Raw genomic sequence first — 21,780 nt, forward strand, 5'->3', positions numbered from 1 at the left:
GGATGCTAATGTCCGAAAAAAAAGTTGCTCAAAACACACTTAATGAAGTGGTTAGCTTCTTCGAGTCGCAAGGGCCAGTTATAAGTGTACAGGACATTCAAAGAAATCGTACTCTTATTAATCAGCTTGTTAATCAAGAGCAATCGGTAAGAATTTTAAATGAAGATGGGATTGAATTACTTCGTATTAATGATGCCAGCCCCTTTAAAGAATTTTCAGCTTCTACAATCGAAGAATTCAAGAAAGACGAAGTAAATGGCCAGCCTATTTACCTAAAGTCAGCACAATTAGATTTTGGCTTATTTAAGGGTTATATAGAAATTTCTCATAGCCTAGCTAATTTTAAAGAGCTAATGCAATACATCAAATTGGCCATGATAATTTTTGCGCTCATCGCTCTTATTCTGTCCGCGTTTATCGGCTATTCTTTGTCCGCATTTTTACTTAAACCTATCAAAGAGCTACGCGATGAAATGCAGCTTGCCAAGGATACTAGGTTTTCTAAAGAAGTAAATTTTGAGAAAATCTCTAATGATGAAATTGGAGAACTGATGAAGATCTATAAAGAGCTAATGAATGAGGTGAATGAAACTATCTCTAGACAAGATGAATTCATCCATAATGTATCTCATGAGCTAAGGACTCCTATACAAGTAGTGGAAGGGCATCTTGCTCTACTTAATAGATGGGGGAAGGAAGAGCGAGAGGTCCTAGATGAATCACTGGACATTTCTCTTTTAGAAGTACAAAAAATGAAAACACTAATAGAAGAAATGCTAAAACTTGCAAAAAACGAAAGAACTATTCAAGAAGCTAGGACAAGTGTTTTTCTAGTGGTTAAAGAACTTGAACAAAAATTTCAGGTTTTATCTCCAGAAGCATCAATAGTTTATCAAGGTAGTGAAAGTATAGTAGTAAATATGCCTAATACAACCTTAGAGCAGATTCTAAGGAACTTAATTGAAAATGCGATAAAATACAATGAAAAAAAGCCTTCCATTATTATTGAAGCTAAGGAAGAGTCTGACGAGACTGTAATTATTGTTTCAGATAACGGAGTTGGTATAACAGAAGAATCACTTCCTAGAATTTTTGATCGTTTTTATACAGCCGACGAGGCAAGAACAAAAACGAAAGGTGGATCTGGATTAGGCCTTAGCATCGTACAAAGATTGGTTGGTGCATATAAAGGTAATATCCAGGTTCAAAGTAACAGTAACGGTTCAAATTTCTTGCTGTTTTTCCCTAAATTTACAAGTGAATAATCATTCATTTTTAAAGTATAAAAAAATTATGGAAATAGTAATTTAATTTGCCAAAAAGGATTGTATTTTTTTGAGAGAGTAGTAAGATGGATATGGAAAAATTGTTCTTATAGTTGAACTCTTTCAGTCTAACTAAAAGAGTGGTAAACTGTAAATGTGAAGATTTAATGAATAAATAAGTATATCTTTCGTATTCAGGCTTTTGCATTTATTTTTAATGTACTATTCATTAATGCCAGAATTGGCACAATATGTTGGAGGTTTTTTTAAATGTCGAACAAGCAAACACCTTGGTCCATTTTTTCGGGGCCCAATCTTGGTTATGTGATGGAGCAGTATGATCTATACCTTCAATCACCTGAAGAAGTAGATCAAGAATTAGTTAGTTTATTTGAAGAGTATGGTGCACCTGTATTGACAGGAAATTCTACTGCAGCAGGAACAAACTCCCCAGCAGTAGAGTCAAACAATTTTGAAAAAGTAGTTCGTGCAATCGAATTGGCTGATGCAATTCGTGCACACGGGCATTTGACTGCAGATATCTATCCTTTAAATGACAGAGAAAAAAATGATTCTCGGATCAATTTTAAGACGTATGGTCTTACTCCTGCCGATTTAAAAGATGTTCCTGTAGGCTTTTTACTAGAAGATGCACCGAGTACGGTTAACAATGGTTTAGAGGCTATAGAGTATTTAAAGTCAGTTTATACGAATAAAATTGCTTTTGAGATTTCTCACATTGTTGATGTAGAAGAGCGTAAATGGTTACAGAGCAAGATTGAAAAAGGTGTTGTATTAGAGGGTTTATCTACTGAGCAAAAGAAAGAATTATTGAAACGTTTAACACAAATAGAAGGATTTGAGAAATTTATCCATCGTACGTTTGTAGGTGCGAAACGATTTTCAATTGAAGGATTAGATACTTTAGTAGTGCTAATCGATGAATTGGTAAGACAATCTAACGTTACAAAAACAAAACAAGTTAACATCGGGATGGCCCACCGTGGACGTTTAAATGTGTTGACACATGTTTTGAAGAAACCGTACGAAATGATGTTCGCTGAATTTGCACATGTCCCTTCAGAATCCTTCCTACCAAAAGACGGTTCTTTAGAGTTGTCAGAGGGGTGGTATGGCGATGTTAAGTACCATAAGGGGGCCGCTTATCATTCTCCGTCTGGGTTAACTTTAAAATTGGCATACAATCCTTCTCACTTAGAGGTAGTAAGTCCAGTAGTTACTGGGCAAACTCGTGCAGCTCAGGAAGCTACTGATCAGTCAGGAATGCCGGTTCAGGATAAGAATGCTGCGTATGCTATTTTAGTTCACGGAGATGCTGCTTTCCCAGGGCAAGGGATTGTAACGGAAGTATTAAACTATAGTAGAGTAAGAGGCTTCCAAACAGGTGGGTCTATTCATATCATTGCTAATAATATGATTGGATTTACAACTGAACATTATGATTCACGTTCAACTTTCTATTCTTCTGATCCAGCTAAAGGATATGAGGTTCCAGTCATTCATGTAAATGCGGACGATCCAGAGGCAGTTATCGGTGTTGCGAAGCTAGCGCATGAATACCGCAATAAATTTGGTAAAGATATTGTTATTGATTTACTTGGATACCGTAGATACGGTCATAATGAAATGGATGAGCCATTAGTGACTAATCCTCAGATGTACCATATTATTCACAAGCACCCTACTGTGCGTAAAATTTATGGACAAAAGTTAGTGGATGAAAAGGTAATTCAAGATAATGAGGTTACCAAGCTTGACGAGACTATTTTCAGTGGAATGCAGGAAGCATACGATCGCGTGAAAGAGCTTCCACAAACTACAGCACATGAAATTATTATTCCAGAAGTAGTTCTAGAAGGTATGCCTGAGCTTCCAACGGGAGTTGAGGAAAGCAGACTGAAGAAAATCAATGAAGAACTTTTAACATGGCCATCTGATTTTACAGCGTTTAAAAAATTGGAGAAAATTTTGAAACGCCGTGAAGAACCATTTAAAGGAAAAGGGAAAGTTGATTGGGGTCATGCAGAGACACTTGCTTTAGCAACCATTATTCAAGATGGAAACTCTGTTCGCTTAACAGGACAAGATGCTCAGCGTGGAACTTTCTCTCATAGACACTTAGTATTGCATGACGAAAAAACTGGTGCGGAGTTGACTCCTATCCATAGTATAAGCGATGCAAAAGCGTCCTTTACTGTGCATAATAGTCCTTTAACAGAAGCTGCTGTACTAGGCTTTGAGTTTGGTTATAATCTAGAAGATAATAACTCATTAACTATTTGGGAAGCACAATATGGTGACTTTGCGAATATGGCACAAGTGATGTTTGATAATTTTATCAGCTCTGCTCGATCTAAATGGGGACTAAAATCAGGGCTTGTTATGCTGTTACCACATGGTGCTGAGGGTCAAGGGTCAGAGCATTCAAGTGCACGTTTAGAGCGTTATCTACAGCTTGCTGCTGAAAACAACTGGACAGTTGCCAACCTTTCTAGCGCGGCAAATTATTTCCATATTCTTCGCAGACAAGCTAAAATGTTAAAAGAAGATGCAATTCGACCATTAGTAATCGTTTCACCGAAATCATTACTTCGTCATCCATTAGTAGGTGCGGATGTGGTAGAATTGACTGCAGGTAAGTTTGAAACAATTATTGAACAACCAGGTTTAGGTCAACAAACTGACAAGGTCGAAAAAATTGTATTTGCTAGTGGTAAATTAGCAATTGACTTAGCAGACAAAGTAAAAGATGGAGATGGCCATGAGTTTATGCATATTGTTCGAGTAGAACAACTATATCCATTCCCAGAAGAAAAAATTCAAGCAATTGTAGATCGATATCCTAACCTGAAACAGCTTGTATGGGCTCAAGAAGAAACAGAGAACATGGGTTCATGGAATTTTGCACTTCCATATTTACTGGATATTGCTAAAGGAAAAGATATTAAATATGTAGGGCGTGTTCATCGTTCTAGCCCTGCAGAAGGTGATATCGACACTTATAAAGTGGAACAAGCAAGAATTATTGAAGAAGCATTAAAAAGTTTGTAAGAAAAGCATTAGAGGAGGAAAATCAAGTGGCAGAAATTATTGTTCCGGAACTAGCAGAATCGATTACAGAGGGTACCATTGCACAATGGTTAAAACAACCAGGTGATACAGTAGAAAAAGGCGAATTTATCGTTGAATTAGAAACAGATAAAGTTAACGTAGAGGTTATTTCTGAAGAAGCTGGAGTAGTAAGTGAGCTATTATTTGCAGAAGGTGATACTGTTCAAGTTGGAGAAGTTATTGCTATTGTAGGTGCTGGTTCAGGTGCACCAGCAGCTAAGACAGAAGCAAAGGAACAACCAAAAGAAGAAGCGAAAGCTCCTGAAGTTAATGGTAACAAAGCACAAGAAGTAGCAAAAGCAAATGAAGAGGCTTCTAATGAACAAGATCGTACCATTGCAAGTCCTGCTGCTCGCAAACTAGCTCGCGAAAAAGGCATTAACTTAAGTGAAATTTCACCTGTAGATCCTATGGGTCGCGTTCGAGTTCAAGATGTATCTGCGCATGGTTCTAAACCAGCACCATCAAAAGCAGAGCCTGCTAAAACAACAACACCAGCTAAAGAGGATGATGGCCGTACTACTCGTGAGAAGATGTCACGCCGTCGTCAAACAATTGCTTCTCGTCTATTAGAAGTAAGACAAAGTACAGCAATGCTAACAACTTTTAACGAAATTGACATGACTAATGTTATGGCATTACGTTCTCGTAAAAAAGACAAATTCTTTGAGGACAATGATGTTCGTCTTGGATTTATGTCTTTCTTCACTAAAGCAGTTGTAGCTGCATTAAAAAAATACCCATATGTGAATTCTCAAATTGACGGGGATTACATTGTTAAAAACAATTTCTACGACATTGGTATAGCTGTTTCTACAGAAGGTGGATTAGTAGTACCGATTGTACGTGATGCTGACCGCAAAAACTTTGCAGAAATTGAAGGAGACATTGCGGGCCTTGCTAAAAAAGCGCGTGACAACAAATTAGCTCTTTCTGACATGGCTGGTGGATCATTTACTATCACAAACGGTGGAGTATTCGGTTCCCTACTGTCTACACCAATTTTAAATGGTACACAAGTTGGTATTCTTGGAATGCATACAATTCAAAAGCGTCCAATTGCTGTTGGAAATGAAATTGAAATCCGTCCAATGATGTATGTAGCACTTTCTTATGACCACCGTGTAATCGATGGAAAAGATTCTGTTGGATTCCTAAAAACAGTTAAAGAACTTCTTGAAAACCCTGAAGATTTAATGCTAAATTCTTAATCATTTAGAGCAGACATTTAATTTGTCTGCTCTTTTTTTAGTTAAGAAAACATATACTGTTTTCAAAGTATATGTCCAGCTTTGCGTAACTAGTTAAATTAGTATCGTGATTGAATTTTCCTTCATTCAATCGTATACTATATTTAAAGGAAGTGGTTAAATGATACATACAAATTGGGCAGTGAAGCCAACTATTAAGACAGTAACATGTATCCATACAGACGCTAAAAAATTCTTAGTTAGCAATGTACTGACAGTTGGAAACACATATGAAGTTAAAAATGAAACCGAAGAATTTTTATTTGTCATAGACAATACAGGTAAGGTCGGCGGCTATTATAAGGAATATTTTCAATAAAAACTGATGATTCTTCATCAGTTTTTTTTTGAAAACAAGATAGTTTTCGCGTTTTGAGCAAGTAGGCAGTCATAGGCGCTTGAACTTTTCTTATTAAGGAGGAACAACATGATTGATTTAATAGAGAGAGAAAGACAAATAAGAACTAAAAGGTTGCACAGTGAGAAAGATATAGATTTGATTGGCTTTGGAGGATATGTTTCACCAATCGACTTTTTGTATGAGGATGTATTGATTGCGGTTTCCTTAAAAAAGCCTGTTTTATTAAAAGGTCCAACAGGAGCAGGGAAGACAAAGCTTGCTGAAACAGTGTCTCACTTCTTTTCTCAGCCTGTACAGAGCATTAACTGTTCGGTAGATTTGGACGCAGAATCCTTACTTGGTTTTAAAACTATTGTCATTAAAGAAGGAACTAATGTTATTGAGTTTGTAGATGGTCCTGTAGTTGAGGCGATGAAAAAAGGGCATATCCTATATATTGATGAAATAAATATGGCAAAGTCCGAAACCTTACCGATTTTACATAGCGTGTTAGATTATCGCCGTATGCTTACAAATCCCTTTACTGGTGAGGTCATCAAGGCTCACCCAGATTTTTCTGTTATAGCTGCCATTAATGAAGGGTATATCGGAACAACTCCTATGAATGAAGCATTGAAAAATCGTTTTGTCTCATTTACTATTCCATATATTTCTGGAGATTTACTTGCGAATCTATTTCATAATTTATTTCCTGATGCACAAGAAGAGCTTCACACTCTAATGCTTAATCTTGCATCAGATTTAATGGAACAAGTGAAGCAAGGTCTATTAGCTGAAGACGCTGCCTCTATTCGAAGCCTTCAATATGCAATGGAGCTAGCACACTATATGGAACCATTGAGAGCTATAAACTATGCGATTGCTGAAAAGTTAGAGGATGAACAAGAGAAGAGACTTGTTTTAGAGCTTGCTTCCTCTTGGATTAAGTGAGGTGATGTAATTGTCTTCGGTAAATCGCTTTATCCAATTCAATAACGAAACGATTGATGCAAGGCAACTGATGCATTACGAAACAATTGCTAAGGCTATGACAAAAAATATGGATATTACAATTAATGAAAGAAAGCTAATTGAGTTTCAACCTGAGGAACAGACTGTTTCTATAAGTGTATTTTGGAGACATCGTAGTGAAGAGGTTATGCATAAAGGTAGACTATCTGATATTTATTTATTAACAGAAGGATTTTGGAAGCACTTTAGTGTTCTAGCTTGGTCACATTACCTTGATCAAAGGGATAGTATCCTACCAAAGCTCATGGATCAAATCATCTTTTGTCTGGAAGAGTTTCGATTGATGGAAAGTATTCAAAAAAAGCGGATTGGTATGAGGAAAACTTTTGATATTAGAATAGAAACATACTTAGCCTTTCATAAGCAGCAGTTAACAGTAAATTTGCAAAAAGGATTTCTAGCAGATGCTTACCTCAGTTATTTGTATATCTGTTTGTATGAGGGAACCATTTATGCTACTGGTCCAGATTCCTTTATCGCAACAAACCAAATTATTCAAAAGGTATATGACAATAAATCTACTCAGGATTCGATTGATCTTGCGTTCCAAATTATAAATATTTTATCAGAGTTTATTTTTGACGATACCCTTCTCCAGTTTTATGCCATCCTATCGCCTTCTAATATAGCAAATATAGATTTTCATTACCATCAAGGGTTGAAGGATTCTGAGATGGGGGAGGAAGAAAAAAAAGATACGATTGAAGAAGTATTTAGATCGTGGCACAGGGAAAATGAGCAGGAGGATGGAGTCCATCTTCAATATGAATTGGAGCATGGCCGGGATGGAAAGGCCGAGCAAAACGTAAATGCAGAACAAGGGCAGGAAAATCATGAGATTACCGAAACAGGACGGGGAAACTCCACTGGAAATAATAGTAAAGTTCAGGACGTCAAGCATGAAGAAGAAAAAAGTGGTTATAGCAAAAAAGCGGGCAAGAATTTTGGAAACGAGCATACTAATGTGGTTTATGAAGAAAAAAGGATAGAAATTGTTCCTAACCTCATTCAAAAAACACAACTACAAGCTATTCGACAGGACCAGGCTCCCTTTGTAAAAGCATTTGTACAAGAAATGAAAAAACGAATGGAGCAAAAGAAGATAGACCGACGAACAAACCTCTCTAAAGGTAGGCTTTCCACACAAATGACATCCATTTGGACTGAAGAAAGACCAAAACCGTTTTATAAAAAAAATGCTCCAAGTACTCAGTTAAATGCTGTATTTGGTTTACTTGTGGATGGTTCAGCTTCTATGCAGGATAAAATGGAGGAAACTCAAAAAGCCGTTTTATTATTTCATGATGTTCTAAGAGAGTTGAAGATTGTACACGAAATCGTTCTTCATTATGAAGATGCCTTCGAAGCATCTGAAACTAAGCAACCAAACACCTTTGAATGGGTTCATCGTTTAGAGGATGGTCATAAAGATAGTGGTTTCAGTATTTTGTCTATGGAAGCCCATGAGGATAATCGTGATGGATTTGCTATCCGCTGGATTGGTAAACGACTAGAGGCACGACCAGAAAATCATAAATTCTTACTTGTCTTCTCTGACGGAGAGCCTTCTGCTTTTGGTTATGCACAAAACGGCATTATGGACACTGCAGAGGCTGTACTGGAGGTTGAACGAAAAAAGATATCCATTCTTCATCTTTTCCTAAATGATGAGGAAGCCACTGAAGAACAGATAGAGCTTTTTCATCTGATATTTGGTAAAAAAACTGCTACTGCTGCATCTTTGGGAAAGTTCTCAGATGAAACTTTACGGTTGCTACGGAAAATGCTTCATCATATCGTTAAAAGCTGATTAGTGAAAACAAAACTATAGCGTTGTGTTTTTTTGTGTGGTTTTGAGGAGAAAGTGGAGAGAGGCTTTAATGTTAATTGTGTAATTGAATAGGAACTACTAGCTTTTTCTATAAACATATAATATAAAAGGCATCGCCAATAAAAGCAATGCCTTTTTATATTATGGTTGTACGGATCTGTTTTTAGATTGGTCAGCGATGAGAAGTAGACGTTGTTTCAGTTCTTCTTCCATACGGCTAATTTCTATTTCTGCTGCTTTACGTTTTACTCTTCCATCGGCTTGGATACGCATTGTTTCCTCGATTGTTTGAAGAAGATTTTCCTGTGTTTTCTTCAATGTGTCGATTTCTACGATGCCACGTTCATTTTCTTTAGCAGTTTCAATACTATTTACTTTTAACATTTCTGAGTTTTTCAAGAGTAGATCATTTGTTGTTTTCGTTACCTGTCTTTGGGCCGCTACTGCTTTTTGCTGACGATTTAATGTAAGAGCGATAGCAATTTGGTTCTTCCACAATGGAATAGATGTCATAATTGACGATTGAATTTTTTCAGCTAACGTTTGGTTGGTTTGCTGAATCATTCGGATTTGCGGAGCGCTTTGGATGGTAATTTGACGTGAAAGTTGCAAATCATATACTCTTTTTTCTAAGCGGTCTACAAACTGTGCCATGTCATTAACTTCTTGATATGCCATTTGATCGTTAGACATTTCCGCTTTTCTTCTTAATTCTGGTATTGTTACATTTACAATTTCATCTCTTTTAAGCTCAGCTGCAGCAATATACACATTTAAAGCCTGGAAATATGTTTTGTTTTGATCGTAAAGTTTATCTAGCATTTGAACATCTTCCACTAGTCCACGTTTGGAATGCTCTAATTGTATGCCTATTCTGTCAATCTGAGTGCTTAGCTTTTGGTATTTCGTCATCATTTCTTGCACAGAACGGTTGACACGATTAAAGAGTTTTCGGATACCTGATTTCTTTTCTGTGGAAAGCTCCTCGGGATTCAGCTCAGATAACTTTTTCATTAAATCGCCTAAAATATCACCAACGGGCCCAATATCTTTTTTCTGAACATGATCTAACATTTGGTGGGAAAAGCGAGTAAGCTCTGTTTGAGCATTGGCACCATATGTTAGTATTGCCTCATAGTTTCCAGCTGGTATTTGATCAGCTAATTGTTGAGCTTTATGTTTTTCTTCTTCCGATAAACGATCTATTAATTTCGTTGGTAATGCATCTTTTGTTTGTTCGGAAACTGCTTGAGGTTTAGCTTCATTTAGAGCAAATGGGTTATTTAGAAGTTCGTCCATTAAAAAATCATCTGTTTTATTTGAGGTATTTTCGCTCATCTTTTGTCTCTCCTTTTAAATATAAAGGTTTAGCTTTTTTAGATACTGATAATTTAGCAAAGTCTAATTCCATTCTCAAATGCTCCATGTCGCTTGCTAGAACATTTTTTAAGTCATCTTCCATTACAGTATTGATGGATTCTAAAGTCTCTCGTGTATCTTCTAGAGCTAGCTTCATTTCTCTGTTTTTAGAAGGTTGAGAAACTAAGAAAGTATACTTAGAAGTAAGTTCTACAGCTGAATCTAGATGAGCGTAGAAGAAGTTTTCTGCTTGGTAAAATTTTTTAGGGTTTGCTTTAACCAATGCAATAATTCGTTTGGCTAATCTATTTAGTTCAAAAAGCTGTTTAAAGGAACTTATAGATCGCACTTTCAAATAATGACTATTAAGAGTACGGACCTTTGCATTAGCTTCCTTGATTTGATTTCGAATGTGGAAATATTCAGATGCTGTTAAATCATATTTCTTCATAATGGATTTTTGTTGTATTTTTTTAATCGTAAAGTTAGAGGCTGCATAAACGATAACAGCTAGTCCGGAACTTCCTAAAAATCCAAAATCGAGAGGAAAAAAGAATGTAAACCATGATGCAATCATGATTGGAATATTTATAAAATGACGAATGACGGTTTGAACTGCTTCTGTCATAGTCAAGACCTCCTTATATATACACTACATTATACGAATGAGAGAAAAGAAGGTTTCATTTTGCAAAAATAAACAATATGGGAAGAGCCTTTATAAGCTTCCCCAATTTCTCCATTTTGTTTGTAGTTGTTAATTATAACTTAACCCAAAGAGAGAAGATTTTCAATTTAAACAGTTCAAGTAAGTCGTAACAGTAGACAAAATAATTTAGAGCAGTAAAATATGAATTATTATAAAGTATTAGAGGCGATATATTATGTATGAGGTAATTTATATGAAAGCAGATTATGAACCATGGTGGGCTTTCGAAGGATGGGAAGATCATATTTTAGAAAGAGTTTCATTTGAAAAGGAAGAAGATGCACGATTGTATCTTGATAACAGGCTAACAGAATTTCGTAGAAAATTTCCAAAAGAAGAATCTAGAGAGGATAAATTCTGGGCTTTTTGGTCTGTTAAGGAGCAATGCTATTGTGAGTCCTGTGAGGATGATTTACAAATATTTCATGGTATCATCTGGAAAACTATCGAATAAACGATTTAGAATAATGTAAAAATTTGTTGACTAAATTTATCCAACTGCTATAATTTAGATAACAATTAAAATGATAAACTGTATTAGCAATTCACATATCCCATGTAGTGATCGATGATGTGATGTCGGTACTTCATGGAATATGTGAATTTTTAGATTTACATATTGTTAATTTTATTTTTGGAGGTAATAACATGAAACAAGGTACTGTAAAATGGTTTAACGCAGAAAAAGGATTTGGATTCATCGAAGTTGAAGGAGAAAATGACGTATTCGTACACTTCTCTGCTATTCAAGGTGAAGGCTTCAAATCACTTGAAGAGGGACAAAGTGTAGAATTTGAAGTAGTAGAAGGAAATCGCGGACCTCAAGCTGCAAATGTTACAAAACTATAAGTTAGAAAGCCCATCATTTAGATGGGCTATTTTTTTTTGTCTCAAAATAAAAAATGTTTATGAAAACACTATCCGCATAGTGTTTAACTTTAAAACTATATGGGTAAATAAGACGAGTGTTCAAATTATCATTAAAATATCTAGGGGGAAGCAACTTGGAAAAGCTATTTTTAGACGAAAGAATTATAGAGTACTTTAAAGAGAACAAGAATCGTGTTCAAGAAAATCTTCTTTCTGAAGCTGTAAATGTCCGTGACAAGATTAATGACATTTTAAGAGTTGGAGATATTGATTTAATTAATAATGCACATAGTCTTATTAAGAATATTATCGAAGGTAATGATGAGGAGTTAGACTTATTTGCTAAGCAAGAAGGAATCGCTTGGGCAACTCATTCCTTAACTTTAGCCTTCAAACTTGAATGGGTGCAGGCTATCCGTAGAACAGTCTGGGCCTTTATAAAAGAAATGAATGATCTTGAAGACTATTGGAATATGGAAGATTTCTTTGAAATAGAAAAACTGCTAAATAATAGAATTGATAATTTCTTAAACGCATTTTTCATAAATTATTCTACTTATAAAGATGCATTGATACTCTCTCAAAGAAAGGTTGTCGAAAATCTTTCAGTACCAATTATACCAATTACACCTTCTATCTGTATTTTACCTTTAATTGGTTCAGTTGATACATATCGAACAGCAATTTTAGAAGAGAAAGTATTGACAGAGATAGGAAGACTACGAATACAAACTTTAATTATAGATTTATCTGGAATTGCTGAAATGGAAAATGACGTAATAGAGCATCTTATGAAAACTTTATATGGAACTGCCATGATGGGGTGTCAAACAATAATTACCGGCTTAAGACCAGAGGTTGTTCGTCAAATGATCCGATTAGGAATGATGTTTGATAAAGATACAAAAACCTATGGCACATTACAACAAGCTTTAAATGAGTATTTAAATATAGGTGAAATAACATTAAAATAAGTTTATCTCATAAACAGAACATGCATGGAACAGGGATATTTAATGGCTTATCATTCATCCTATACTTTGTTACAGGTGCCTGGCACCTGTAACAAAGTACGCAAGCTGTAGTGGAAATCAATTATTTCATTTAAGTAGTACTATATATGTTTCATTTACCTAAATATTTGGTATAGTGATAAAAAGAAGGGGGAGTTTTGTATGGACTTAGAGTTAAAAAAGGAATTGCCTTCCTATGATGAACAACAAGATTTTTATACGAAATTACGCGCTAAAATAACAAATTACGTTGATTCAAAATCAAATAAGATGGGAAAGTTTACTCCGTATCTTTTGTTTGCTCCTGATTTTTTTCATTTACTTATTAAATCAATGTTGGATGACCGCATTGACTCGAAAAGTAAAACACTTATAGGGAGTGGTATTCTTTACTTTATTACTCCAATCGATATCTTACCAGAGGGCCTAGTGGGACCTGGTGGTTTCATCGATGATATTATAGTTGCAGCATTTATCGTAAATATGCTATTAAATAAATTTTCACCTGAAATTGTAGAAGAGCATTGGGCTGGAGAAGACAAACTTTTAAACACGTTGAAAAAGGTATCGGAAACTAGCGATACTGTTTTAGGAAAATTACCGGCTCGTTCATTGCTTGGCCGATTTATCAAAACTTCAAAAAAAGCATGAGACAATAGTTGTCTCATGCTTTTTTAAAAATTGATAATAGTAACTATTTTTGTTTGAGGTGGTAATAGTGAAATATTTTGAAGAAGCAAAAGCTATTTGGAAAAAATATGTTCCGCCGAATGGACAATCGGAAACCGTAGAAGGAGAATTAATTAGAGCTATTGAGAAGTTAAGATATGAGGCACAGAATAATGGCAATGCGAATTGGGATGTTGGATTTGTTCGATTCTGTGATTATATATGGGATTCTCTAAATGATGATGTTGTTTTTAAGCATGATGAGTTAAAAGAAATCAAAAATGATGTAGACGAGTTGCGAAATTCAGTTGTACCTGTTTTTGATGACGAATTGTATGATCGTATTATAGATCGTGTAATCTAGTGGGGTCTGGCACATAATGGACCAATTAAAAGAGAACGAGATCCTCTGCAATATAGAATAGATGAGAAAAGGGTATCCGTGAATTATCACGAATACCCTTTTTTAAGATAAGAAAATGTAGATTTTATCTAGCACTGCGCTTTTCTATATTATAATTTTTGAGCTTCTTTCCATTCCAAAAATTCATCGTATGTCAGCTGCTTATCTAAGATAGAGCCGTCCTTGCGGATTTCGATTACACGATTTGCAATCGTTTGAATGAACTGATGGTCATGAGAGGTGAAGATCATAGCACCTTTAAACGCGATTAAGCCATTGTTTAGGGCTTGGATTGATTCTAAGTCTAAGTGGTTGGTAGGCTCATCTAATAACAAAACATTACTTTCAGAAAGCATCATTTTGGATAGCATACAACGAACTTTTTCTCCTCCAGATAGTACGGAAGGCTTTTTCTTTACTTCTTCACCAGAGAATAGCATACGTCCTAGGAATCCACGTAAGAATGTCTCACTTTCATCATCTGGTGAATATTGGCGAAGCCAATCAACTAGAGACGTTTCTGAACCGTTAAAGTATTTTGCGTTATCAAGAGGGAAATAAGCACGAGATGTAGTAACGCCCCATCTGATAGATCCTTCTTGTGGCTCTTCCTCTTCAGCTAGAAGACGAAGTAGAGCAGACTTAGCGAGCTCATCACCTAACAAAATAATTTTGTCGTCCTTATTCAAAGTGAAATTCATGCCAGAGAATAGTTTTTCGTTCTCTAATGAGTAACCAAGATCTTGAACTTGTAAAACGTCATTTCCAATTTCACGTTTCATAGCGAAGTTAACATATGGATACTTACGAGAAGATGGTCTAATATCATCTAACTCGATTTTATCTAACATTTTTTTACGTGAAGTTGCTTGCTTAGATTTAGATGCGTTAGCACTAAAGCGAGCAATGAAGGCTTGTAATTCTTTAATTTTTTCTTCTTTTTTACTGTTTTGATCTTGTGCCATTTTAGTTGCAAGCTGACTCGATTCATACCAGAAGTCATAGTTTCCAACATAAACTTGAATTTTACTAAAGTCTAAGTCTGCAATATGTGTACAAACCTTGTTTAAAAAGTGACGGTCATGCGAAACTACGATAACAGTATTTTCAAAGTTGATCAAGAAATCTTCTAGCCATTGAATTGCTTTTATATCTAAATGGTTGGTAGGCTCATCTAGTAAAAGTACGTCTGGTTTACCAAACAATGCTTGTGCTAAAAGGACCTTCACTTTTTCTGAACCTGTTAATTCAGACATTTTCTTTTGGTGCATACTATCTGGAATTCCTAAACCTTGTAGAAGGATTGCTGCTTCTGATTCAGCTTCCCAACCGTTTAGATCGGCGAATTCGCCTTCTAGCTCGGCTGCACGCATACCATCTTCATCAGAAAAGTCTTCTTTCATATAAATTGCATTTTTTTCATTCATTACTTCATATAAACGCTTATGACCCATAATAACTGTTTCTAACACATTATATTCTTCATACTCAAAGTGATTTTGCTTCAAAATCGCTAAGCGCTCATCTGGATTCATAATCACATTACCTTCTTGTGGCTCAATTTCACCTGACAAGATTTTGATAAATGTAGACTTACCAGCTCCGTTTGCACCGATTAACCCATAGCAGTTACCTGGTGTAAACTTTATATTTACATCTTCGAATAATTTACGATCGCCAAATCGAAGACTTACATTACTTACTGCAATCATACTATACCTCCTAAAATTCACAATGCTCTTATTATAGCATGTAGTTTAAACAAAAGCTATCAAACGTTGATATGTTGGGGTTTAGAGCTGAATTAATTAATGGAGTGCCCCAATTTTGGCCCTACTTAATTGTAAAATATTTCTGAAACAAACTTACTGATTATTGTTCAAATTACAAATAGAATAAAAAAAATTGACTTAAACTTGTAATTTGAACCCAAAATGGCGATAAAGCTGAACGTAATAAATAAAAATGACTATTTTATTTTTTCCTGAAATTTCAAGTTGTAAAAACAAACAAATGTTCTTATAATAAATAAAAAGGAGGGAACAAATGTGCGTATTTCAATTTTGAATTCAATGAAAACAAATCAAGTATTTGAAATGATTTATATGAAAAACAACGGTGAAATCAGCAAGAGGAGAGTAAAAGTATTGAGTGCTTCAAAGGAAACATTCCAAGCCTACTGCTTTTTAAGGGGTACTAAAAGGATTTTTAAAATTAACAACGTATTAGCATTTGTCCCTGTCATTCATAAAGAAAGGACGGTTATTTAACAAAATTACTTGTTGTAGGAAGCTGTCTGAAGAACAATATACTTATTCATTCAAAGAAAATCAAAAAGCGGATGGCTTTAGATATTCTCTAGCTAGCTAATTAATAGTCAATTAAACATTTAAAAAAGAAAGGCTAATCATTTTTATTGAACCTTATTTATTACATTAAAGGAGAGTTTGACTTATGGGTTTTCATGATGCCTTTTTCGAAGAAGCAAAGAAATCAAAATATAATATTGATCCACGAAGAAATATTAAGTGGGGAACTTCAATGATGCTTCCAGAGCATGTGGCATTGCTACGTGATTATTACGAGGAAGTAAAAAGAGAGCCGAAACCAGAGTTAACAGAATATGATTACGTGACACTATCAGAGAATCTGAATATAGCTTATACATCCAAAAGTGATACAAAAATTAAAAGATGGAAAAATGGTCAATTTGTTTATAATAGGGGAATTATAGAGGAAGTTGACTTAAAGCACAGGGTGATCCAGCTACAGGACCCATTTTATTTATTATCGATAAAAATAGACGAAATAGTAGATGTTACGATTATGGATTAAACTAAATGAATTTAAGAAGAATAAGTAAATAGAAGGAGAGGGTGTTGAGAAATAAATAGATAAGAAAACTAACAGTAGAATATTGCTAAAATAAAATAGAATTTTCTACCGAGTAATTTTTATCTTCTAACTTTGTTTAATAAATAAACTCTCCTCCTACAGTCCATCAACAATAACTTTAGGCTACAAGTTTTAAACCTACTGCAGCCCCTAAAACCATGCTTATAAAAACAATTCTTTTCCAATCTGAGGATTCTCCGTATAAAACCATACCCAAAATTGCTCCACCAGAAGCACCAATTCCTGTCCAAATAGCATAAGCTGTACCCATAGGAAGTGTTTTCATTGAATAAGCAAGAAGTATAAAGCTTGCTCCAAACCCTAAAATTAATATCACAAGCGTTTGCCAATTTCGATCTTTATGCAACTTACTTATCATTGCAACACCAAACATTTCACACAATCCTGCTAAGATTAAAGAAATCCAGGCCATTAGGATTCATTCCCTTCTTGAACTTTGTCGGGTGTAACTAGTTTCAAGCCAATTACTCCTGCTAACAAAAATAATATCAAAAGTACTTTTTCTACTTGGAACGGTTCGCCAAAAAATAGTATTTCAGAGAAGACAGTTCCTGCCGTACCTAAACCAACAAAAACTGCATATACAGTTCCTACTGGAAGTCTACGTCCAGACATGATCATTAAATAAAAGCTGATAAAAATAGCAATGACGGTTCCAGCCCATGTCCAAAAGTCATCCGCATGTTTTAAACCAATAACCCAAAAAATCTCAAAGATAGCAGCAACAAATACCTTAATCCAGTCTTTATTCATCTAAAAGCACCTCCAAATTTATTATTACCAAAAATAAAAAAGCCTAGAAGATAACTGTTTAACAGTTTCTCCCAGGCTTTTATCCTTCCGTGACACAGCAAAGCTGTGAGTTTTCTCTCGGTCCAGACTAACGTAACTGTTACGGAACCCTAGAAAACATTTAAAGTATATAATTACTTTGTATTATACACATTTTAATACTAAAATCAATATTATGTTGAAAAAATTTTAATCCCTTAAGCATAAGCTCAGTCTGTAGTTAGCTTTGAGTTTTATTCCAATGCTTGCCGAGGAATTCATCTCTTCCGGATTGTGCACGATCTTCTTTATAGTGATCAGGACTTTTTTTATAAAAGTCTTGGTGATAATCCTCAGCAATATAAAAGACCTTGGCATCTCTTATTGTGGTAACGATTGGCTTAGAAAATTTACCGCTTTCTGCTAGCTGCTGTTTCGATTTTTCTGCTAGCTCTCGTTGGTTCTCATTATAAACAAATATAGCAGTACTATAGCTTTCTCCACGGTCCTGGAATTGCCCTCCAGCGTCTGTGGGATCAATTTGCTGCCAATAAATTTCTAATAGCTTTTCATAGGAAAAGATAGATGAATCATATTGTATTTCTACTACCTCTAAGTGCCCAGAATCACCTTTTTTTACCTGTTCATACGTAGGGTTTTCAATATGCCCACCCATATAACCTGAGGTTACTTTATGTATTCCGTTCCATGTATCAAATGGTTTTACCATGCACCAAAAACAGCCTCCGGCAAACGTAGCTTTTTCTATCATTTTTATATACCTCCTAATATAGTAAAATGATTTTACCATTACTTTTGAAGTTGTACAAAATTCTGAAACCAAGTTTATGAAAATACGTTATTATAAGAGTAGGCTACTAATGGCATTTAAGTGCCTTTTCATATAGCTGAGGAACTTAAGGGGAGATTTATAATGGATGAAGAACAAGTAAAAGAAAGAAGATACAAACCGAAGAAGAAGCTACGAAAAGGTAGAGTGATATTAACTATACTTGTCGTATTTGTATTAGTTATAGGTACTTATTCATTTTTACAATATAGAGCAGGATATAATTTAGCGAAGGAAACAAAAGTTCATCAAGAAATCGACTTCGAGGGTGACTCTTGGTCTAAAGGCGAGCGAGAAAATATTTTAGTCCTTGGTGCCGATTCAGGAGCAGGAGGGAAAGAAAAATCCAGAACTGACACGATGATGGTTATTTCCTGGGATAAGAAAAGTAATGATGTGAAAATTATCTCGTTCATGCGAGACATCTATGCAGATATTCCAAACTATCAATCATATAAGTTAAATACTGCATACTATTTGGGCGGTGTCCCGACTCTTCAGGCAACATTGAAGAATATGTTTGATATCCCGATACATCATTATGCCCTTATCGATTTTAGGAGCTTTGAGTCACTAGTTGATATTCTTGCGCCCGAAGGGATAAAAATGGATGTGGAAAAAGATATGTCCGAAAAAATTGGTGTGTCCTTAACTAAAGGGGAGCAACAATTAGATGGGAAGGAATTACTAGGTTATGCAAGATTCCGTGCAGATAATGAAGGCGATTTTGGGAGGGTTGCCCGACAACAAAAAGTGATGGAAGCTTTAAAGGATGAAGTGCTATCTATAGATAATATTTCTAATGTTCCTCAATTCTTAGGTGCAGCAGAGGGATATATCCAAACAGATTATTCAAGAAAAGATAAAGCTATTCGAGTGATGGATGCAATCGTTAGTGGAAAATTAGAAATAGACAAAATGACGATTCCTGTAGAAGGGAGTTATTCTTTTAAGAGCTATAAACATGCTGGTTCTGTAATTGTCATTGATAAAGAGCAAAATAGGAAAGCAATAGAAGATTTTTTATCAAGTTAGTAGCTTCTACATTTGATATTGAATCTTTACACTCGTAAAATAAGGGTATAGGAAAGGATGTTTGGTAAAAGTGGAACCAGAAAAGCCTTCTTTTTTCTCAACGAGATACATAAAGTTTTTAGGTGGGCGTAATACTATATTCACCCTTATATTGCTGTTGATGATTGGGTTAATCATTATGATTTATGATGAAATTTCCTTTATTTTTGTCCCGCTCACAGTTTTTTTGGGGAATGTTATACTACCAATCATTTTAGCGGTCATTGTTTATTATTTACTTAGACCGATATTGCGAATGCTAGAAAAAATTAAAGTTAAAAGAGTGCTCGGAATACTCCTGATCTTTTTAGCTTTAGTAGGAATTGTTACCTTATTGGTATTTCTTGTGTTTCCCTTTTTAAAAGCTCAATTTTTTAGATTGGCAGAAGAGCTCCCAGGTTATTTTATAGAAGTATTGAGTCAATTAGATTCATTTTTGAGAACAAATACTTTTATTAGCTCTTATTATTTACAAATAGAGAATGATGTTGCTAATCTGTTATATGATTTACCAAAGGAACTAGGAGTATTCTTCCAAAATACCTTCACTGGTATAGCAACTGGTATTTCATCTTTTATCGGTATACTTACTAGCTTCATATTAGCAATTGTCACTGTGCCTTTTATCTTATTTTACCTTTTAAAGGATGGAGAAAAGCTTCCTGCATATATTCTTAAAATATTTCCACCTCGTATGAGAGAGGATTTAAAATCGGTATTTACTAGCATAGACAAGCAAATAAGCTCTTACATCCAAGGTCAGATACTTGTTTCCATGTGCATAGGAATAATGATTTTTATTGGTTTCACCATTATTGGAATGGATTATGCATTATTGTTAGGCGTATTGGCTATGGTAACAAGTGTTGTCCCTTATCTAGGGCCAGTTATAGCTATTACTCCAGCAGCTATTATTGCTTTAGTCACATCGCCATTTATGTTGATTAAGCTCGCTGTTGTATGGACGGTTGTTCAACTGATCGAAGGGAAATTTATATCCCCACAAATTATGGGTAAATCACTACATGTGCATCCAATTACTATTATTTTTGTATTAATTACTTCTGGTGCATTATTCGGAGTTCCTGGAGTTATATTAGGTATTCCGGGGTATGCCATTTTAAAAGTTATAGTTTCCCATTTTTACACATTGTTTAAAAAGAGGTACAATAAATTTGAACCGGTTGTAGAAAAACATTATGAGTACACAAATAACAAGGTGGAATGAGAGTAATGGCCAAAAAATTTAACTCCAGTATAGAAGTAAAATCAATAAAAATTGATACAATTGTGGATCACCCTTATATCGAACACGGTATAAATCTTTCAGGAACTATCTATATTGATGGCGTACATGACTATGAGCAAATTGAAAATATTAAATTAGAAGTCTTTAAAGTGATTAATGGTAAAGTACCAAAGGTTGTTTCCAAGCATTCTATTGAACTGGTTGGTACTGTCGCATCTAAGGATATGCAAATGATTCCTTTTGAAATAATGCCAGATGAAAGATGGCTTCCAGACGGTGAAGAAGAAATGACTACACTTATCTTAAGAACGACCGTCTTATTTGAAAATGGTTCCGAATACAATGACGAAGATGAAATACATTTTGATATTGAGGAATAAAAAGCAAAGAATCCCAGCATTTATTGCTGGTTTTTTTGTGGATAAAATTCTATTTGAAGACCACTCTATGTGAAAAGAGACTGCAAATTATTGCTTACAAGTGATAATTGCATCATAAAGGAGCAGCCGATGAAAAAGTTAATTGTTTTGTTAATATTAGTTTTGTTGCCTTTAACTGCTTGTGGAGAAGATCGTACTTCAAATGATGTCCCACCGCCAGAAACGATCGATAATACAAGAGATAGTATTACCCCGGAATCAGGGAATGAAGAAGTTAATAAAGAGAATGATGAAGGAATGCCAAACACGAACGAGCTTAACGATCCTGGCTTAGAGGGCTTAAAAGGTGACGAATAAAAATTCACATTGTAGGAAATAGTGGAATATGTTAAAATAGTCTTACATTAATGATCGGAGGTGAAGAAGGAATGAAAAACGCTGTGAATGCACATGGATTTATTTTGGGATTTTTATCCATATCCTGTGCGATTACTCATGGATTTGCTAAGAACGGGACCAGTCTGTCCTTTTTTAAACAATTACATGAAATTCACAGCTGATAAGCCATTCTTTCTGAACCACATTTAGGAGACTGCCCGCTTATGGAGCAGTCTTTTTGTATGCAGAAAAATGCTTCCAGCTATATTTTGGAGAGGAAGCGAATTAT

The 21,780-nt window shown here is 35.1% G+C and carries 24 protein-coding genes and 1 riboswitch; of the genes, 18 read left to right on the forward strand and 6 right to left on the reverse strand.

The window, feature by feature from the left end; genetic code table 11:
* The first annotated feature begins 8 nt into the window (after positions 1–8).
* The 6 genes from MHB55_RS09670 to MHB55_RS09695 all read left to right on the forward strand — a co-directional run bounded on the left by MHB55_RS09670 (position 9) and on the right by MHB55_RS09695 (position 8,829).
* Positions 9–1,265, forward strand: a complete 1,257-nt coding sequence (locus MHB55_RS09670; RefSeq protein WP_340863105.1) for a HAMP domain-containing sensor histidine kinase — start codon at positions 9–11, stop codon at positions 1,263–1,265.
* Between the two features lie 270 nt (positions 1,266–1,535).
* Entirely contained in the window at positions 1,536–4,337 is a 2,802-nt protein-coding gene (locus MHB55_RS09675; RefSeq protein ID WP_340863106.1) for a 2-oxoglutarate dehydrogenase E1 component, read from the forward strand.
* 26 nt (positions 4,338–4,363) lie between these two features.
* A complete protein-coding gene (odhB, locus tag MHB55_RS09680) occupies positions 4,364–5,608 on the forward strand; it encodes a 2-oxoglutarate dehydrogenase complex dihydrolipoyllysine-residue succinyltransferase (protein ID WP_144536625.1) in 1,245 nt (414 codons plus the stop codon).
* A gap of 160 nt (positions 5,609–5,768) precedes the next feature.
* Positions 5,769–5,966, forward strand: coding sequence for a DUF6501 family protein (locus MHB55_RS09685; protein ID WP_144536623.1), 198 nt, complete (start codon positions 5,769–5,771; stop codon positions 5,964–5,966).
* A 108-nt stretch (positions 5,967–6,074) separates the two neighbouring features.
* Positions 6,075–6,938: an ATP-binding protein gene (locus tag MHB55_RS09690; RefSeq protein WP_340863107.1), complete on the forward strand. Its 864-nt coding sequence runs from the start codon at positions 6,075–6,077 to the stop codon at positions 6,936–6,938.
* Positions 6,939–6,948: 10 nt separating this feature from the next.
* Positions 6,949–8,829: a vWA domain-containing protein gene (locus MHB55_RS09695; RefSeq protein WP_340863108.1), complete on the forward strand. Its 1,881-nt coding sequence runs from the start codon at positions 6,949–6,951 to the stop codon at positions 8,827–8,829.
* A 162-nt stretch (positions 8,830–8,991) separates the two neighbouring features.
* On the opposite strand, the gene MHB55_RS09700 is transcribed toward MHB55_RS09695, so the two are convergent.
* Together MHB55_RS09700 and MHB55_RS09705 are read right to left on the reverse strand one after the other, a co-directional pair.
* A complete protein-coding gene (locus MHB55_RS09700; RefSeq protein WP_340863109.1) occupies positions 8,992–10,188 on the reverse strand; it encodes a toxic anion resistance protein in 1,197 nt (398 codons plus the stop codon).
* Positions 10,166–10,837, reverse strand: coding sequence for a 5-bromo-4-chloroindolyl phosphate hydrolysis family protein (locus MHB55_RS09705; RefSeq protein ID WP_340863110.1), 672 nt, complete (start codon positions 10,835–10,837; stop codon positions 10,166–10,168). The genes MHB55_RS09700 and MHB55_RS09705 overlap by 23 nt, the downstream gene beginning before the upstream one ends.
* A 256-nt stretch (positions 10,838–11,093) precedes the next feature.
* On the opposite strand from MHB55_RS09705, the gene MHB55_RS09710 reads away from it, so the two are divergent.
* From MHB55_RS09710 to MHB55_RS09730, 5 genes are all read left to right on the forward strand, one after another.
* Positions 11,094–11,372, forward strand: coding sequence for a DUF1033 family protein (locus tag MHB55_RS09710; RefSeq protein WP_144536613.1), 279 nt, complete (start codon positions 11,094–11,096; stop codon positions 11,370–11,372).
* A 194-nt stretch (positions 11,373–11,566) separates the two neighbouring features.
* Positions 11,567–11,767, forward strand: coding sequence for a cold-shock protein (locus MHB55_RS09715; RefSeq protein WP_144536611.1), 201 nt, complete (start codon positions 11,567–11,569; stop codon positions 11,765–11,767).
* Between the two features lie 155 nt (positions 11,768–11,922).
* Complete coding sequence (locus MHB55_RS09720; RefSeq protein ID WP_144536609.1) at positions 11,923–12,762, forward strand: STAS domain-containing protein; 840 nt, start codon at positions 11,923–11,925, stop codon at positions 12,760–12,762.
* 201 nt (positions 12,763–12,963) lie between these two features.
* On the forward strand, positions 12,964–13,452 hold the full coding sequence (locus MHB55_RS09725) for a YkvA family protein (protein WP_340863111.1): 489 nt from the start codon (positions 12,964–12,966) through the stop codon (positions 13,450–13,452).
* Between the two features lie 58 nt (positions 13,453–13,510).
* Positions 13,511–13,834, forward strand: a complete 324-nt coding sequence (locus MHB55_RS09730) for a hypothetical protein (protein ID WP_340863964.1) — start codon at positions 13,511–13,513, stop codon at positions 13,832–13,834.
* A gap of 149 nt (positions 13,835–13,983) precedes the next feature.
* Here MHB55_RS09730 and MHB55_RS09735 read toward each other — a convergent pair whose 3' ends face one another.
* On the reverse strand, positions 13,984–15,585 hold the full coding sequence (locus MHB55_RS09735; protein ID WP_340863112.1) for an ABC-F family ATP-binding cassette domain-containing protein: 1,602 nt from the start codon (positions 15,583–15,585) through the stop codon (positions 13,984–13,986).
* 336 nt (positions 15,586–15,921) lie between these two features.
* On the opposite strand from MHB55_RS09735, the gene MHB55_RS09740 reads away from it, so the two are divergent.
* Both MHB55_RS09740 and MHB55_RS09745 read left to right on the forward strand, forming a co-directional pair.
* Positions 15,922–16,143 carry a transcriptional regulator gene (locus MHB55_RS09740; protein ID WP_225321673.1) on the forward strand — a complete coding sequence of 74 codons (222 nt, stop codon included), beginning with the start codon at positions 15,922–15,924 and terminating at the stop codon, positions 16,141–16,143.
* A 184-nt stretch (positions 16,144–16,327) separates the two neighbouring features.
* Positions 16,328–16,708, forward strand: coding sequence for a YolD-like family protein (locus MHB55_RS09745; protein ID WP_144536603.1), 381 nt, complete (start codon positions 16,328–16,330; stop codon positions 16,706–16,708).
* 178 nt (positions 16,709–16,886) lie between these two features.
* Here the strand turns inward: MHB55_RS09745 and MHB55_RS09750 are convergent, their stop codons facing one another.
* The 3 genes from MHB55_RS09750 to msrA form a co-directional block, all read right to left on the reverse strand.
* A complete protein-coding gene (locus tag MHB55_RS09750) occupies positions 16,887–17,201 on the reverse strand; it encodes a DMT family transporter (RefSeq protein ID WP_144536601.1) in 315 nt (104 codons plus the stop codon).
* Entirely contained in the window at positions 17,201–17,542 is a 342-nt protein-coding gene (locus MHB55_RS09755; RefSeq protein ID WP_144536600.1) for an SMR family transporter, read from the reverse strand. Before MHB55_RS09755 ends, MHB55_RS09750 begins: the two co-directional genes overlap by 1 nt.
* A gap of 66 nt (positions 17,543–17,608) precedes the next feature.
* Positions 17,609–17,706, reverse strand: a riboswitch (guanidine-I (ykkC/yxkD leader).
* Positions 17,707–17,801: 95 nt separating this feature from the next.
* Positions 17,802–18,332 (reverse strand): peptide-methionine (S)-S-oxide reductase MsrA, encoded by a 531-nt coding sequence (gene msrA, locus MHB55_RS09760; RefSeq protein WP_340863113.1) that lies wholly within the window; start codon positions 18,330–18,332, stop codon positions 17,802–17,804.
* A gap of 162 nt (positions 18,333–18,494) precedes the next feature.
* Between msrA and MHB55_RS09765 the strand changes: the two genes are divergently transcribed.
* The 5 genes from MHB55_RS09765 to MHB55_RS09785 all read left to right on the forward strand — a co-directional run bounded on the left by MHB55_RS09765 (position 18,495) and on the right by MHB55_RS09785 (position 21,673).
* Entirely contained in the window at positions 18,495–19,445 is a 951-nt protein-coding gene (locus tag MHB55_RS09765; RefSeq protein WP_340863114.1) for an LCP family protein, read from the forward strand.
* A 70-nt stretch (positions 19,446–19,515) separates the two neighbouring features.
* The gene (locus MHB55_RS09770; RefSeq protein ID WP_340863115.1) at positions 19,516–20,712 is read left to right on the forward strand and encodes an AI-2E family transporter; all 1,197 of its coding nucleotides are present in this window, start codon (positions 19,516–19,518) and stop codon (positions 20,710–20,712) included.
* Positions 20,713–20,717: 5 nt separating this feature from the next.
* Complete coding sequence (locus tag MHB55_RS09775) at positions 20,718–21,113, forward strand: sporulation protein (protein ID WP_191697063.1); 396 nt, start codon at positions 20,718–20,720, stop codon at positions 21,111–21,113.
* Positions 21,114–21,242: 129 nt separating this feature from the next.
* Positions 21,243–21,470: a hypothetical protein gene (locus MHB55_RS09780; RefSeq protein ID WP_144536592.1), complete on the forward strand. Its 228-nt coding sequence runs from the start codon at positions 21,243–21,245 to the stop codon at positions 21,468–21,470.
* A gap of 71 nt (positions 21,471–21,541) precedes the next feature.
* Complete coding sequence (locus MHB55_RS09785; protein WP_340863116.1) at positions 21,542–21,673, forward strand: RAxF-45 family protein; 132 nt, start codon at positions 21,542–21,544, stop codon at positions 21,671–21,673.
* The last annotated feature ends 107 nt before the right edge of the window (positions 21,674–21,780 follow it).

This window comes from Psychrobacillus sp. FSL K6-1267, from assembly GCF_038003265.1.
Lineage (GTDB): Bacteria > Bacillota > Bacilli > Bacillales_A > Planococcaceae > Psychrobacillus > Psychrobacillus faecigallinarum.